Source organism: Acinetobacter sp. TR3 (genome assembly GCF_027105055.1).
Classification (GTDB): Bacteria; Pseudomonadota; Gammaproteobacteria; order Pseudomonadales; family Moraxellaceae; genus Acinetobacter.
Map to the genome: position 1 here is coordinate 1713063 of NZ_CP114264.1, position 16334 is coordinate 1729396.

A 16334-nucleotide genomic window follows, 5' to 3' on the forward strand; every position below is an offset into this window, starting at 1 on the left:
ATGAAAGAATTTGGTGCATTTCTTGTAAAAGCTAATCCGCAATAACGGATACATCTAAACGTTCCAATCTTACGGGTACATACTTATGATAGGGTGTCTTCGATAATGGATCACAATGTTGAGTAGACGTTAAACGATTCAACTCAGGTCCGATGGGTTCACCACCACGATAGCGTAAGCCATAACCATGCGGTAATGATACAACGCCTTTACGCATCCCCTCATCAACTTCAACAACAACAGATATTTCCCCATGCTCAGAGACACATCGCAAACTCTGACCTGTTTCAATAGCAAATTGAGATGCATCTTCTGGATTTATTTTTAATCGACCTTCTGCATCAACCTTACGCCAAGCCGGATCACGATAAATTTGATTTGCATTGTAACTACGACGTTCGCCAGCAAGTAAAATAAATGGATAATCATCTGTTAATAGAAGATTTTTTTGTTTGAGTTGGGCTAATTCAATAAACATTTCTGGAATAGCTAAACGTATTTTTTTATCTTTATAGGCAATCAAACTCCACACATCAGCATAGTCATGTTGTGATAAAACCACACCTGAACGTTGCTGCAAAATAGCTTGAAATAGTTTAACACCAAGATTTAAACGATTGCCCTCATAGCCTGCTTGTTTAACTGCCTGATAATGCTGAGCGGCATATTGCATACATAATGGTAATAACAAGGCAGCCGCAGCCGCATCATTCGGCAAAGTCTTACCTAATGTGCGATATACAATTGATGCAGCAAAAGGAATCAACTTTTTATTTTTAGCAAAACTTGCAGCTAATGCACCAAAGTAAGGAAGATAGGCTGTTTTAGCTGAATCTTTTTCTGCAATTTTACTGAGTATTGGAAATTGTTGAGGTATCATCTTCATCGCTTCAAGCAAGCGAGTATAGATCTCTGCCTCAGGCAAAGAATCACGTTGTGCGGTAAACAACGGATGACGTAAATGGAATCCATTTTTTGGAAATTCTAAATTAAAGCCTGTAAATTCCCATTTTTCGAACTGACTACGTGCAGGCAAAATATAGTCTGCAAAGCGAGCAGTCTCAGTCATTGCAACATCTACTACAACCAATAAGTCTAAAGCTTTAAACGCTTGCTCATAAGCAGTGGTATCAGGGTACGTAAGTAAAGGATTACAACTATCGACGAATACAGCCCGAATACGCTTATCACCTGCTTTTAGAATTTCATCTGGCAAAATGTTTGGCGGAAAGAACCCAGAAATTGGAAACATTTTATGATGTACTGTACGGCGATATTTAGGATTTCGCTCATCAGTATTGGTCAAAATCGGAATAAACATGGTATGTAAATTATTCGTACCTTGTTTACCAAAATGCCCTGTCAATAAATATAAAAGTTTTTCTAAATAACCATTCAGTGTCGTATTTAGCGTATGTTGAATGCCTAAATCAATTCGAACGCATCCACGTTTAGCTTTAGAAAAATCGCGAACAATTTGATAAATCTGTGCGACTGAAACATCTGCTTTTTGAATATATTCCTCTATCGGAAGAGCAAGAAATGCCTGTTTTACCTCTTCAAAACCATGTGTATGCTTTTGAATAAAATCTTGATCATAAAGATTTTCACGTAACATAATTGCAATCATAGCAGACATTAAATAAGCATCTGTTCCGGGCTTGAGTTGCACATGAATATCAGCCTGTTTCGCAGTTTCTGTCACACGTGGGTCAAAAACGACCATAGTACGATTTGGATCTTTCTTTATATGTTTTAAGGTATCGCGCGCGTTTGGGATACCATGCGCTTGAAATGGGTTTGTTCCAATAAACAAAACATAATCCGCATGCTCAACGTCTTCTGTCGTGTGACAAGCCTGACTGCCAAACAAACGACCATTCACCCAAAAGTCACCTGTCTTTTCTTGGGCTAAAGAGTTATATGCATAAAAGCTTTTCATCGCGTATAGCAGCTGGCGCCCATAAGCCGCACCCAGATGGTTTCCTTGTCCACCTCCACCCACAGAGGCAAAAGCAGTTCCACCAAAAGTATCGCGAATATGCACGAGTTGATCCGCTATTTCTTGAATAGCCTGATCCCAACTAATTTCTTGGAATGAGCCATCTGGCTGACGTTTTAGGGGTGTGGTCAATCGATCTGCGTGTTTTTGATAGTGTTGCAGGCGAGCTGCCTTTTGACAAATATACCCTTGCGAGAAAGGATGCTGATCATCACCCTTAATTTTTTTAAACTGATTATCTTCAATTTCAACGCTTAAACCACAATTACGAGAACATAAAATACACGCTGTCACGTCTTGCTTCGATGCAGATACTGTTGTTGTCATTTTCCATCATCCTGTCTTTATTATTTAAATTGCCCCATTAAACAAACTTGTCCAGCAGAACCTACAACTCGAATATACTTTTCGCTCTGTTCAGTACATGTTTCAACTTGATTATGCTGTGATGGTAACTTTACTGGCTTTAAGAATCGAACATCAATTTGTTTAACTTCTTCTGGGAGTAACTCAAAACTTTTTGCAAATACCCCAAAGCCATGCAGTACTTTTTGACCAAAATTCGAAAACTTTGCCAACAAACCTACCCAATGAATCGGGTTGAAATCACCTGTAAGAAGTGCAAATTTAAAACCATCATCTGATTGAACAGACCATTCTCCTTGTGCCGTCCAATTTTTATGCTCTTGTGTTTCTGTGCGTTTAACTTTTTTGAAAGTTGGCAAAATAAACACCATATGCAATATGGTTTCAACCAAATCAGGCTGAGAAATCGTTCCAGTCGTGATTTGAACAGAAACCCGAGCTAAGCCATTGCGTTCATCAACTTGTGCAATTTTTGCCTGAATCATTAATTTTTCATTTCGTGGAATCTTGCCATTTATTTTCAGACTGACGCCCTGATTAATTACTTGACTCAGTGGATAATGGGTTTGTAATAACAAACGTGTCGCAAATGACAACCCCCATTGAGAAACCATATGTGGAGGAATTGAGTCTCGATATTTGTTGATTTTTGAACCCGTCCATTTCACATAATGCTCGATCAGATCGTTACTTGGAGGATCAATCACCTCGATAATCGGAGCAACAACTTGCCAATCAAACGCTCTTGGTGTGGTCTTTTTTAAAGTACGAAGTCCAATCTGTCCGAGACTAGCCAGAGTTGACTGATGCTCTAACAAAAAATGTAACGGAATCTGCTGATAACGAATTGTGAACATCTGAAGCCCCTTTCCTTTTATTTTTCTAATATTCCTTTAGCTACAGAATATTAGTTCACATCTGTTAAAAATATTTCGATGTAAAATTAAACAAGTTCTAAAATAGAACTTGTTTAAACAAAGGTCAAGAATTCTTATCTAAAACTTTATATTTTATGGAAGCTAAAAGAAGCTAGTGCGCTGTAAACATCTGATGAAAAGCTTTCATCTGTTTGTACTGCTGTAACTCATCTAAAGAATTAATACTATGGCAAAACAGGCTTTGCTTTTTAAATGAAACACTTTGTGCATGCAATTGCTTAAAACAATCTCTTAAACTTAATTTATTGGTAGTAATTTGCTGTTGTAAAATTGGCAGGCTTTCTTTTTTTAATAAACAAAATGGATATAAAGCATCTCCATTAATTGCAACATAAGCCACTAGTGCTTGTGGATTTTTTTGTAGTGCGCGATGTAACTTAATTAAAACTTGATTGGGTATATACGTAACATCGCACGGAATAAATAAAGCATAGTCTGATTGCAGATGGGACCACGCACTTTTCATCCCCATTAATGGACCTAAAAAACCTGTTTGATCATCTGAATAACAATAGATATTCGGTTCAATCTGCTTGTAAATCGAACTATCTCGATGACTGTTTACCCAAATGCTTTGCACTTCTGATTTAAATTTCTGACAAATTTTAGATAGTTGAATTTGATCATCAAATTGTTGAAGTAATTTATTCATGCCATTCATACGGCGTGCTTGTCCTCCCGCCAAGATCACGAGATCTGTAGCGGGAATTTGTATAGTCATGCTTCTGCCTCCAACTGACAAGTCTTAATCAAACCACGAATTTCTGGTAAACATGAACCACAGTTACCACCCGCTTTTAAACATGCCGTGACTTGCTTTTCATGCGTGATATTTTGAGTTTTGATCGCTTCAATAATCTTGTTTTTTCCTACTTTGAAACAACTACATACCAATGGACCATCGTTATTAGCAGCAGACATTGGCATACCTGCCAACAATGCTTTACGGTGCAAAGCACTTAATCGCTCACGTTTAAATAAACTTGCAACCCAATCACGATCTGGTAATAACTCAGCAGGTGCAATATAAAGACTTGCGATTAAAATCCCATCTTTGAGTACAATACTATGACTAAGTTGTGATGAAATATCCTCAATACTTAACCATTCATATGTTTCATCGACAAAAGGCAAAAAGGTTTTTAAGTTTTTTTGAGTTTGATCAATACTGTGTCGATCGGCAAGCTCATAACGCATTGCTTTTGCAGTTTTGATTTTTGTCCACCAAGCACAAGTCTGTAAAGATGCTTTGATTTGATGTTCGAACCCTTCTCGAACATATAAAACGCCTTGCCAAGTCGTATGGAAAGGCTGTATCGATACTGGCGTATGCTTAAACTCAGGTTCACCTGAAATTGCATCCACAACAGGGTTAACTACTTTACCAACCCGAGCATCTGAAGCGACTTGTTCTGTCCAATGAATCGGGGCAAAGATTTGTCCACGGCGAACACCTTGAGCCAATGTCACGCGTAATACACAACTTCCCCATGCCGAACGAATCTCGACCAATCCTTTATCACGAATACCAAATTTAAGCGCATCGTTTGGATGAATCTCACAAAATGGCTCAGCACGATGTGTGGTCAAATTTGCCGATAAACCTGTACGTGTCATGGTATGCCATTGATCCCGAATACGTCCCGTATTCAGAATTAACGGATAATCTTCAGAAATTGAGTGTACGGGATCGATTGCGATCGTTGGAATAAGTTTTGCTTTACGAGAAGCATAACTAAACTCACCTTGACCAAAAAGTTGCTTAACCGATGTCGTCTGACCTTTTTCCCACACAGGCCATTGCGTTGGTTTTAACTCATTATATTCTTCAAGACTTAGATTGGTTAAACCTTTTAAATTAAAATAACGAAAATTTTCTACCTGATCACGTTCAGCTAAACTTGCATTTTGATATGCAGACAATGCAGCATGCTCATTAAAGATGTCACACGCATTGCTAAAATCAAAACCAGAAAAACCAAGTTTTTTTGCAACTTCAGCAACAGCCCACCAATCTGCTTTGGCTTGTTTTGGTGAAGCTAAAAATGCGCGTTGACGTGAAATTCGACGTTCTGAATTAGTTACCGTTCCATCTTTTTCACCCCAACCCAAGGCTGGTAGCAAAATATCAGCATAAGCCGTGGTATCGGTATCGGAACAAATATCTGAGACGACAACAAATTCACATTTATCCAATGCTCGTTTCACCTGATCGGCATCAGGAAGACTGACCACAGGATTGGTTGCCATAATCCAGATTGCTTTAATTTTTCCACTTTCAACCGCTTGAAACAAATCAACTGCTTTAAGTCCAGCTTGTGTCGCAATGGTTGGGCTATTCCAAAAACTTTGCACTAAATTTTGATGCGTTGGATTATCAATATCTAAGTGTGCTGCCAACATATTGGCAAGCCCACCAACCTCACGACCACCCATCGCGTTGGGTTGTCCAGTCATTGAAAATGGAGCAGCACCCAGCTTACCAATTTTACCCGTCAGTAAATGACAGTTGATAATACTATTGGCTTTATTCACCCCTTGAGATGATTGATTAACTCCCATTGAAAAAAGAGTTACTACTTTTTCAGTTGTGGCAAATTTATCAAAAAACAGTTGTAATTTTTCTTCTGAAATCCCTGTGCGTTTTGCAACAGCTTTAAAATCTTGTTCCGTTCGATTCGCTTCTAAAAGTGCTTGAAGCCCCTCTGTGTAAGATTCAACAAACTCATGATCGGCATAACCATGTTGATATAAATATTGTAATAATCCTTTAAACAAGGCCACATCTTGACCTGGCAAGATTGGCAAATGTAAATCTGCTTGCTCACAAGTGCTCGTAAATCGTGGATCGACGACAACCACAAATAAATTAGGATTTTGACTCTTCGCTTGCATAATCCGTTGATACAAAACTGGATGACACCATGCTGTATTTGAACCAACCAATACCACCATATCAGCATGTTCAAAGTCTTCATAACTTGCAGGTACAATATCTTCACCAAAGCTACGTTTATGCGCAGCAACTGCTGAAGACATACATAGACGTGAATTGGTATCAATATTGGCTGTGCCTAAATAACCCTTTACGAATTTATTCACCACATAATAATCTTCAGTTAATAACTGCCCCGAAACATAAAATGCCACACTTTCAGGTCCATATTGCTCAATACATGCCTGAAATTGAGTTGCAATTTTGTCAATTGCAACATCCCATGTTGTCACATTACGGTGATTTTTGCGTCCCAACATCGGATTTAAAACACGGGTTTCCAACCCTAAAGTATCTGCTAAATTGCTCCCTTTAATACAGAGTCGTCCAAAATTTGCAGGGTGTTCTGTGTCTCCTGAAACTTTAATATTTGAACCTTGTGTTTTATGTTGAACTTCAACATTAACACCACATCCAACGCCACAATATGGACAAGTTGTTTTTGTAATGAGTGTTTGTGCATGATCGGAGCGACTGTGTTCTAAATTTTGAATACTGTTCATGACTGCTCCTTTACCTATTCCATCTTTGCCCTAACTAAAGTTTCGATTGCTTAAAATTGTATGATCCGTGATCAATAGCCAATTTATAATCTACGCCTTAACTTTTATTGTGAATCTTTGGTTGACTACCATAAAGTAGTTAAGTGACTGAGTTTTTGGTTTAGGAGAAATTTCTCCTAAACCAAAGTAAGATTAACCTGCTTTTTTCAATGCAAAATCTTTACCAAATAACAATTTATTTCTAAATGTCGAAACAGGTGTTTGATCCGCAATTAACTCGGCATACCACATACCATCCTCGGTATCACCGAATAAAACAGCGCCAATCACTTTATCTTTTTGGATAATAATACGCTTGTAAATATGGCGTTTTTCGTCATTTAGAATGATGTCTTCATAATCTTCTTTAGGCTCAAAATTACCTGCTGAGAAGACATCGACACCACTAACTTTAAGCTGAGTTGGTACAGTTGGAGACTTAAACGTTAAGCTACCATGTTCAGCCAAATGGGTTGCACAGATAAATGCTTGCCCCCAAAGTGGCTCCACCAATCCAAAGGTTTGATTACGATGTTCAATACATTCACCAACAGCATAAATACTTGGATCAAAGGTTTGCATGGTGTCATTCACTAAAATGCCGCGATTACAACGTAATCCAGCGCTTTGCGCCAAAGCAATATTTGGACGAATACCTACAGCAAAGACCACCAAATCAGCATCTAATAAAGTACCATCTTTTAAACGGATCTGACTGACATGACCATTTTTACCAATTAAAGCTTCGGTATTGGCTTCAGTAATAATCTTGATGCCTTTCTCTTCAATGCTATGACGTAGCATACGGCTTGCTCGACCATCTAATTGACGCTCCATGATACGATCCATTAGATGCAGCACCGTTACATTCATGCCACGTTGCTTCAAGCCATACGCTGCTTCTAGACCAAGTAAACCACCGCCAATCACGACTGCATTTTTTTTAGTTTCACAATATTTAATCATGGTATTCACATCATAAATATCACGGAAACTAATCACACCTTTCAAGTCAACACCTTGTACTGGTGGAATAAACGGCTTAGAACCTGTGGCAATAATTAAGCGGTCATAATCAACACTTTCACCGTTTTGCGTATGTACCACTTTACGAGTACGGTCAATTTTCACAGCTGGATCGTCGGCAATAAACTTAATCCCTTTATCGCTATACCATGCATGTGGGTGCAACATGATGTCATCAATGGTTTTCTCACCAGAAAGCACTGGTGAGAGCATGATACGGTTATAGTTACCCCAAGGCTCTTCACCAATGACTGTCACATCATAACGATCAGGCGCCATATCAAGCAAATCTTCTAGGCAACGCATCCCAGCCAAACCATTACCAATCAGAACAAGCTTTAACTTCTCTTGTGAAATTCCATTGTTGGTAATATAAGTTTTTTGTGGTACAGCTCCGACCCAGACACGACCATTTTCAATTTTAGTCGGGAAAACCAATAGTTTTTGATCTTTATCTTCTAGGCATCGACCTGTTGCTAGACTGAAGTGTTGTTTGTAAATCGGTGAGGCAATAACACGCTCACCTTGCAAATCACCAATAATACCGCGCGCCATCACATTCGCTTGGCTGAATGGATCTTTATTGCTTAATGCATAAATACGTTTTTCGTTCCCTACGCGAAATAAAGCAACTGATTGTCCTGCAATAAGTGCACCTGCGCCAGTATTTGGTGTGATGTCATCAAGGTTACATACATCGACCCATTGATTTTCTGGAAGCATACTCATGTCTTTTAAATTTGTCATTTTGATTCTCCTTATGCTTCTACCATCGGGATACGATCAACTGAACGTTCAGCTTCATTTAATGGACGGATTTGATCACGAACTTCGGTAAATTGAATATATGGATCAGCTTGCTCTTCTGCGCTTGCATTGATGTAAGTTTGGAAGCGTTTACGAATTTCAGGATTCTCTACCGCAGTACGCCATTCATCTTGATAAGTTCCAATCACATGCGCCATACGATTTTCAAGTTCTTCTGCAAGGCCAAGCGAATCATCGACAATCACAGCTTTGAGATAATCTAAACCACCTTCCATGTTGTCACGCCATACACTGGTACGTTGTAAACGATCAGCGGTTTGGATATAGAACATAAAGAAGCGGTCGATATAACGAATCAAAGTTTCGGTATCAAGATCAGAAGCTAAAAGCTCTGCATGACGCGGCTTCATTCCACCATTACCACATACATAGAGGTTCCAGCCTTTTTCTGTCGCAATGACACCGACATCTTTACCTTGTGCTTCAGCGCACTCACGGGTACAACCTGACACCGCCATTTTTAGTTTGTGCGGTGAGCGTAAGCCTTTGTAGCGGTTTTCTAGTTCGATTGCTAAACCAACAGAATCATCCACACCATAGCGGCACCAAGTGCTACCCACACATGATTTCACTGTACGTAATGATTTACCGTAAGCATGCCCTGACTCGAAGCCTGCTGCATTCAACTCTTCCCAAATAAATGGTAGCTCGTGCAGTTGTGCACCAAATAAGTCAACACGTTGACCACCTGTAATTTTGGTATACAGGTTATATTTTTTAGCAATTTGACCTACAGCAATCAAACCATCTGGAGTGACTTCACCACCTGCCATACGCGGTACAACTGAGTATGAACCATCCTTTTGGATATTTCCTAAATAGTAGTCATTACTGTCTTGTAGACCAGCGTGCGTTGGTTCCAATACAAAGTCATTCCAGCACGATGCCAAAATGTTCGCTGTCATTGGTTTACAGATATCACAACCTAAACCATGACCATGTTGTTGAATCAAATCATCAAATGTTTTGATTTCATTGATACGTACCAAGTGATAGATCTCTTGACGTGAGTATGGGAAGTGCTCACAAACATGGTTATTAACCGTTACACCTTGACGTTGTAACTCAGACTTTAAAACTTGAGTAACTAATGGCGCACAACCACCACATGCCGTTGCTGCTTTGGTACATTTCTTTAAAGCACCTAAAGAGGTGGAACCATCACAAATGGCTTGGCAAATATCTGCTTTCGACACGTTGTTACATGAACAAATCGTTGCGCTGTCTGGAAGTAAATCAACACCACTGCCACCCGCCTTCGCACCAGAATCAGCAAAGCCTGGCATGATTAAGCTTTCAGGTGTTTCTGGCAATGCGATACCATTCAACATCATTTGTAGAAGATCGTTATATTCTTTTGCATCACCAACAAGTACTGCACCCAGTAATTTGGTTTTGTCTGCATCTACAACGATTTTCTTATAAACCAATGCATCCTCATCAGCATAGAAATAGCTAAGCGAATTCGGTGTCATGCCATGTGCATCACCCACCGATGCCACATCTACACCCATTAATTTCAACTTAGTGCTCATATCAGCACCAGCGAAACAATGTGTTTCTTCAGCTAAGATATGCTTGGCTGCAATACGCGCCATGTCATAGCCCGGCGCAACGAGACCATAGATTTTATTGTCCCAAAGCGCACATTCACCAATTGCGTAAATATTTTCATCAGAGGTTTGGCAGTAATCATTGATCTTGATACCACCACGCTCCCCAAGTGCTAAACCGCTTGAACGTGCTAATTCATCACGTGGGCGAATACCTGCTGAGAATAAAATAATATCTGTTTCAAGCTCGCTACCATCCGCAAACTTCATCACATGCGTTGCGCTTTCTCCCGCTTCAATAGATGAAGTTGCTTTTTGAGTATGAACTTTTACACCAAGGTTCTCGATTTTACGGCGTAAAACTTTACCGCCTAAGTCATCAATTTGAACCGCCATTAAGCGTGGTGCAAATTCAACAACGTGCGTTTCTAGGTTTAAATCACGTAAAGCTTTTGCAGCCTCCAAACCTAATAAACCACCACCAATCACTACACCCGATTTTGAATTTAAGCTTGCAGCGCGAATTGAATCTAAATCTTCAATGGTTCGATAAACAAAACAGTTCTCACGATCATTGCCTGAAATTGGTGGAACAAACGCATATGAACCTGTTGCCAATACCAATTTGTCGTAACTAATCACATCACCAAAACTTGTTGTCACTGTTTTTTCTACAGTATCGATTGCAATTGCTTTGGTATCCAAGCGTAAGTCAATACCATGTGCATCTGCGAAATCAAAACGTGCAAGTGATAGGTCTTTTGCTGATTTTCCTGAAAAATATTCAGTTAAATGAACACGATCATATGCAATGCGTGGTTCTTCAGCAAGAATCGTTATTTCTAATTCATCATCAGCTTTCTCTAAGATGGCTTCGATGAATTTATGACCCACCATACCGTGACCAATCATCACTAATTTCATTGTGTTTCTCCTAAAATCTAATCTGAGATTAAGCTGCGCTGTTTTGTTCTGAGCCGCGTTCTAAAATCGCTTGTTCAAACAAGCGTTGTTCTTTTTCTTTATGCTCTACCGAAAATCGGATCAGCATGACCGAACTCGCAGCAATGACCACCAAGCCACCTAAAACCATTAAACAAGTTTGAATATCCAACATACCTTTCAATAAGAAACCTGCTGCTACTGCACCAACGTTTCCACCAGCACCGATGATGCCTGCAACACCACCTAGCGCTTCACGATCAATGAATGGAACAAGCGCATAAGTCGCACCACATGCCATATGAGTAAATAGTGCGAACACAGTCATCACTAGAATTGCCAACACAGGACTATTCATTTGTGAGAACAACATTAAGAAAAGCCCTTCGCCAAGAATTAAAGCAAATAGCACTTTAGTACGACCATCTAAGCCTTTTTTGAGTGCAACTTTGTCTGAAAGAATCCCACCCAATGCACGGGCAAATAATGCAAGCAAACCAAAAATACCTGCTGCTAAACCAGCTTCTTTTAATCCAAAACTGAAGTGCTCGACGTAGTACATCGCGATGATGTTATGAATAAAGATTTCGATACCGAAACATGCTGCATACGAGAAGAATAGAACCCATACGCGATAGTTACGTGCAGCATGCATTAAGATTGCAAGGCCACCTTTTTTATCACTACCAACCGCTATACCTTGTTCACGGAGCTCTTTAAAATTGCCTTGAGGACAATCTTGTGTCAATTTCCAGTAAAGGAAACCTACAATCACCATCATGACACCCGGTACAATCAGTGCAATTCTCCACCCCATTGTTTGCTCAACGCCAAACATAACTAAAGCAGCAAGCAGTAATGGCATGAGTGCTTGAGTTGCCCCACCGCCTGCATTTCCCCAACCTGCTGAAGCAGCATTTGCAGTACCTACGACATTCGGAGCAAACATGGTGCTGGTGTGGTATTGCGTGATCACAAAACTTGCACCAATCGCACCGATAAGGAGGCGAAAGAAAAGGAACGATTCATAGCTATTTGCTGAAGCCACACCAAATACAGGTATGCTGCCAATAATCAACAAGGCGGTATAGGTCTTGCGTGGCCCGTATTTATCGCATAAAGGACCAACAATCAAACGAACTAAGATGGTGATTGCAACTGCGGCAATATTAATATTTGCGATTTGATCTTTGGTTAAATGAAACTCACCTGCAATGACAGGCATCAATGGTGCGCAGGCAAACCAAGCAAAGAAGCAAACAAAGAAAGCAAGCCAACTCATGTGGAATGCTCGCATCGCTGGCGCTGAGAAGTTAAATAACTTAATTGATGTGGCTTTTTTCGCCGATAAATCTAAAGACATTGCCATCTCCTATACTGAACGTATACTGCTTTGTTGACACATACCGCTGTGTAAACAAACCGATCAGATCGGACATCGTTGGCCGTCTTACAATTTTTAAAAAGTCTTCATTGACTCCATAAAGACAATGCAAGTGTTATGCCAATTAATAAAATAAAAATTAAAAAAATAATACTAACCATTATTTAATAACGATTTTTTATAAAATAAATAGAGTTTTAAATATCTTTTAAATGATTGAATAAATCCCGAATACATCAATGAACTGTTTTAAAGCACAATTAAAGATGCTTCAAAATAATTCCTTTTATGCACCAACAATGAACATTAATTATTTTTAATAAAGATCATATCCATTTTTTATTTGTTTCCCTTAGCTGCAACGATACAATAAAGCGCACAAAATCGAGGCTAAAGTAATGCCTGCACTGAATAGATCATTCCTCATGGCATTAATTTTGCTTCAAAAAAATACTTAAAGCGCATTATGCTAAATGTGCATTGACTTATAATTTGACTTTATATTTATGCCGAAACTCAAAATCGCACTCATAGATGATGATCAGGCCCGAGCTGAATACATTAAAACATGTTTAATTCAACATGACTTTGATGTCGTTGCTAGTTTGACTTTAGATCACCTCAATGTTTTTAAATTAGAACATCTTCAAGCAGATGTTATTTTGCTTGATATGGATCACCCTCATCGTGATGTAATTGAGAGTTGCGTAAGCAATTTTGACTTACCAACGGTATTATTTACCAAGAACACTGACCGAGATATGATTAAACAGGCGATTGATGCAGGGATTACCGCCTATATCGTTGATGGTATCGATCCAAGTCGATTACATACCATTTTAGATATTTCGATTCAACAATATAAAAAACATAAAAAGTTAGAAGGTGATCTCAAAGATGCAAAAACCAAACTAGCGGATCGTAAAGATGTTGAGAAAGCTAAAGTCCTACTGATGCAATTACACGGATTAACCGAAGACAAAGCATTCCAACTCCTTAGAAAAAATGCCATGAGCCATCGTATGACTATTGGTGAAATGTCACGACGCTTGCTCGATGCACAACAGCTTTTGAACAACCAATTAAAGGATGAATAAATGAGCAGTTTAGAAAAAAGTGAATTGCAACTTGGCTACATCCCTTTGCTTGATTGTATTGCCTTATTATGGGCAAAACAGCGTGGTTTGTTTGAAGCAGTAGGTCTAAACGTTACTTTAACCAAAGAAGCTTCTTGGGCAAGCCTACGTGATCGACTGGCTTTTGGTCTTTTAGATGCTGCACATTGTTTATCTGCCATGTTACCTGCAGCCGCAATAGGTGCTGATCAAATTGGTATTGCATTACAAACGCCGCTCGTTCTCAGTGAAAATCGAGCTTTTATAAGTTTAAGTCAAAAACTGTGTTATCAGTTAGATATAAAGAAATATGAAGCTGTAGAGCTATCAGCTAAAAAATTAGTAGAACACATGAAAAAAAATCATGTGGTCTCTTTAGGACATGTTTTCCAGCATTCCATCCATCATTATTGCTTAAGAGAATGGTTAGCATTAGCAGATCCTGAACTTGCACATTCAATACAAGTCAAAACCTTACCACCTCCATATATGGTAGAAGCATTAAACAACCATTTAATTGATGGTTTTTGTGTTGGCGAGCCATGGAATACTCAAGCAGAGCTGGCAGGATTAGGACAAATTGTTGGCTCGAGTCAAGACATCATTCCAAATGTTGCAGATAAAGTTCTAGCTGTAACCCAAGAGTGGGCTCAACAGCATCCAAATACACTAATTGCCTTAACTCGCGCAATCTTGCAAGCTCAACAAGAGTTACGTGTGTTAGAAGATTTTGAACCTGTATGGCAACTTTTAATTGATTTTGATGTCATCCAGTTTGAATGTTCGCCAAGCATTCATGTTGAAAAATACTATACGATCCAAGATATAATTCGGAACTTCGTTAAAAGTAGCGCTATACCTAAAAGTACAGATTTTGAATGGTTGTTTCAGCAAATGCAAAAATGGAACAATTTGCCTGTAGGTTCTATAGATTACGAAAATAAAGCACAAAGTTTTCTACTATTAGATACTTATTTAGCAGCATCAAAATAAGAGAACTCATGATAAAAAAAGCTGTCTTGTAAAAAGACAGCTTTGAAAAGACCCATAAGAGATTCTGCCAATCGAGAGCTATCTCTTATGTAATAACTATATTATCTATATTCAATTTATCTTTTTCGGACATTTTCATGTCATTAGCCGCCATACAAAACTTCACAATTCATCTTTTTTGCCAATAAGCCAGTTTCGTCGATTTAATCAATCCCTACCCACAAGCTTGAACCCAATGTCAAATTGAAGCTAATGCTTATTATCAATCTAAACTGGCATATTTTTTATAAATCAGTATCACTACGCTTCATCCACTGCTCTCTTTAGAAGTATATTTATACTATTTTTGAAAAACCTATTAGAATAAAAAAAATAATTTTCATGAACTTAGACTAAAAAATTATTCATGGCTTGAAATAAACACATGAACTAATTAGAACTCAATTTAAGTTTCAAAAAAGCAAATCACTAAATTACATGACCTTCGAGTTACACAAATTACATGAACGAAATAAGGTAATTCAGTTTAAAATAGTGAAAAATAAATAAGCCTGAAATTTGTCATATTTTAACATTGCCATTTCCTTGCAAAGTTTTCATTATATGCACCATGCTTGGTATGCAAATTTCTTCATCCATTAAAAGAAATTATAAGAAAAAATGCAGAATTTTGTGCCATAATAAGCAAACTTTGCAGACATCTTGCAAAAAACATTTGCAGATTTAGAACTGGAGCAGGCTGAATGAGCTCAACCATTTTGGTAATTCATGGACCGAATTTGAACTTGCTAGGAAAACGCGAACCAGAGGTTTATGGTTATCTCACCTTAGATGATATTAACCAGCAACTCACCACTCAGGCTCATCAAGCATCATTTACACTAGATACATTTCAAAGCAACTGGGAAGGTGCGATTGTCGATCGCATTCATCAAGCACGAACTGAAGGGGTTAAATTTATCATTATTAATCCTGCAGCCTTGACTCATACATCAGTTGCTCTACGCGATGCCCTCCTTGGCGTTGCGATTCCATTTATTGAGGTTCATTTGTCAAATGTTCACGCCCGTGAATCATTCCGTCATCACTCATATTTATCAGACAAAGCCGTTGGTGTTATTTGTGGCTTAGGTGCGAAGGGTTACGCCTTTGCTCTCGATTTTGCAATCGAAAAAATTCAATCTTCTAACTAATTTATACATTTCAGGAATGCTCACTCATGGATATCCGTAAAATCAAGAAACTCATCGATTTGATGATTGAATCTGACTTACAAGCGATTGAAGTTAAGGAAGGTGATCAATCCATCTCATTAACTCGCCCTACTCCAGTTTACGCAGCGGCACCTTTGGCAGCAGCACCTAGTGCTTCTGCTCCTGCGGCTCCAGCAGCAAAAACACCTCGTGGCGCTGTAGAAACGTCACCGATGGTTGGTGTGTTCTATTCTGCACCAAGCCCAGGCGAAGGCCCATTCGTAAATGTAGGTCAAACAGTTTCTGCAGGTGAAACACTGGGTATCATCGAAGCGATGAAAATTATGAACCCAATTGAGGCAACTAAAAGCGGCGTGATTGAAGAAATTTTAGTGAAAAATGGTGAAGTGATCCAATTCGGTCAACCACTTTTCCGCTACCGCGCCTAATCAGTTTG

Annotated in this window: 11 protein-coding genes; 4 read left to right on the plus strand and 7 right to left on the minus strand. The window is 38.9% G+C overall.

What is annotated here, in order from left to right; all coding sequences use genetic code 11:
* Positions 1-31: 31 nt before the first annotated feature.
* From O1449_RS08080 to O1449_RS08110, 7 genes are all read right to left on the minus strand, one after another.
* The gene (locus O1449_RS08080) at positions 32-2329 is read right to left on the minus strand and encodes a molybdopterin-dependent oxidoreductase (RefSeq protein WP_269237989.1); all 2298 of its coding nucleotides are present in this window, start codon (positions 2327-2329) and stop codon (positions 32-34) included.
* Positions 2330-2349: 20 nt separating this feature from the next.
* Positions 2350-3225: a MaoC/PaaZ C-terminal domain-containing protein gene (locus tag O1449_RS08085; protein ID WP_269237990.1), complete on the minus strand. Its 876-nt coding sequence runs from the start codon at positions 3223-3225 to the stop codon at positions 2350-2352.
* A gap of 172 nt (positions 3226-3397) precedes the next feature.
* On the minus strand, positions 3398-4027 hold the full coding sequence (mobA, locus tag O1449_RS08090) for a molybdenum cofactor guanylyltransferase (RefSeq protein WP_269237991.1): 630 nt from the start codon (positions 4025-4027) through the stop codon (positions 3398-3400).
* A complete protein-coding gene (locus O1449_RS08095) occupies positions 4024-6804 on the minus strand; it encodes a nitrate reductase (protein WP_269237992.1) in 2781 nt (926 codons plus the stop codon). The genes mobA and O1449_RS08095 overlap by 4 nt, the downstream gene beginning before the upstream one ends.
* Before the next feature lie 192 nt (positions 6805-6996).
* Positions 6997-8616, minus strand: a complete 1620-nt coding sequence (gene nirD / locus O1449_RS08100; RefSeq protein WP_269237993.1) for a nitrite reductase small subunit NirD — start codon at positions 8614-8616, stop codon at positions 6997-6999.
* A gap of 11 nt (positions 8617-8627) precedes the next feature.
* The gene (gene nirB, locus O1449_RS08105) at positions 8628-11174 is read right to left on the minus strand and encodes a nitrite reductase large subunit NirB (RefSeq protein ID WP_269237994.1); all 2547 of its coding nucleotides are present in this window, start codon (positions 11172-11174) and stop codon (positions 8628-8630) included.
* A 28-nt stretch (positions 11175-11202) separates the two neighbouring features.
* The gene (locus tag O1449_RS08110) at positions 11203-12555 is read right to left on the minus strand and encodes an MFS transporter (protein ID WP_442865242.1); all 1353 of its coding nucleotides are present in this window, start codon (positions 12553-12555) and stop codon (positions 11203-11205) included.
* Between the two features lie 527 nt (positions 12556-13082).
* Here O1449_RS08110 and O1449_RS08115 point away from each other — a divergent pair.
* The 4 genes from O1449_RS08115 to accB all read left to right on the plus strand — a co-directional run bounded on the left by O1449_RS08115 (position 13083) and on the right by accB (position 16326).
* A complete protein-coding gene (locus tag O1449_RS08115; RefSeq protein WP_004661975.1) occupies positions 13083-13673 on the plus strand; it encodes an ANTAR domain-containing response regulator in 591 nt (196 codons plus the stop codon).
* Positions 13674-14684, plus strand: coding sequence for an ABC transporter substrate-binding protein (locus O1449_RS08120; protein ID WP_269237996.1), 1011 nt, complete (start codon positions 13674-13676; stop codon positions 14682-14684). It abuts the gene before it with no gap.
* A gap of 743 nt (positions 14685-15427) precedes the next feature.
* Positions 15428-15877: a type II 3-dehydroquinate dehydratase gene (gene aroQ / locus O1449_RS08125; RefSeq protein WP_269230293.1), complete on the plus strand. Its 450-nt coding sequence runs from the start codon at positions 15428-15430 to the stop codon at positions 15875-15877.
* 26 nt (positions 15878-15903) lie between these two features.
* Positions 15904-16326, plus strand: a complete 423-nt coding sequence (gene accB / locus O1449_RS08130) for an acetyl-CoA carboxylase biotin carboxyl carrier protein (protein WP_005160413.1) — start codon at positions 15904-15906, stop codon at positions 16324-16326.
* The last annotated feature ends 8 nt before the right edge of the window (positions 16327-16334 follow it).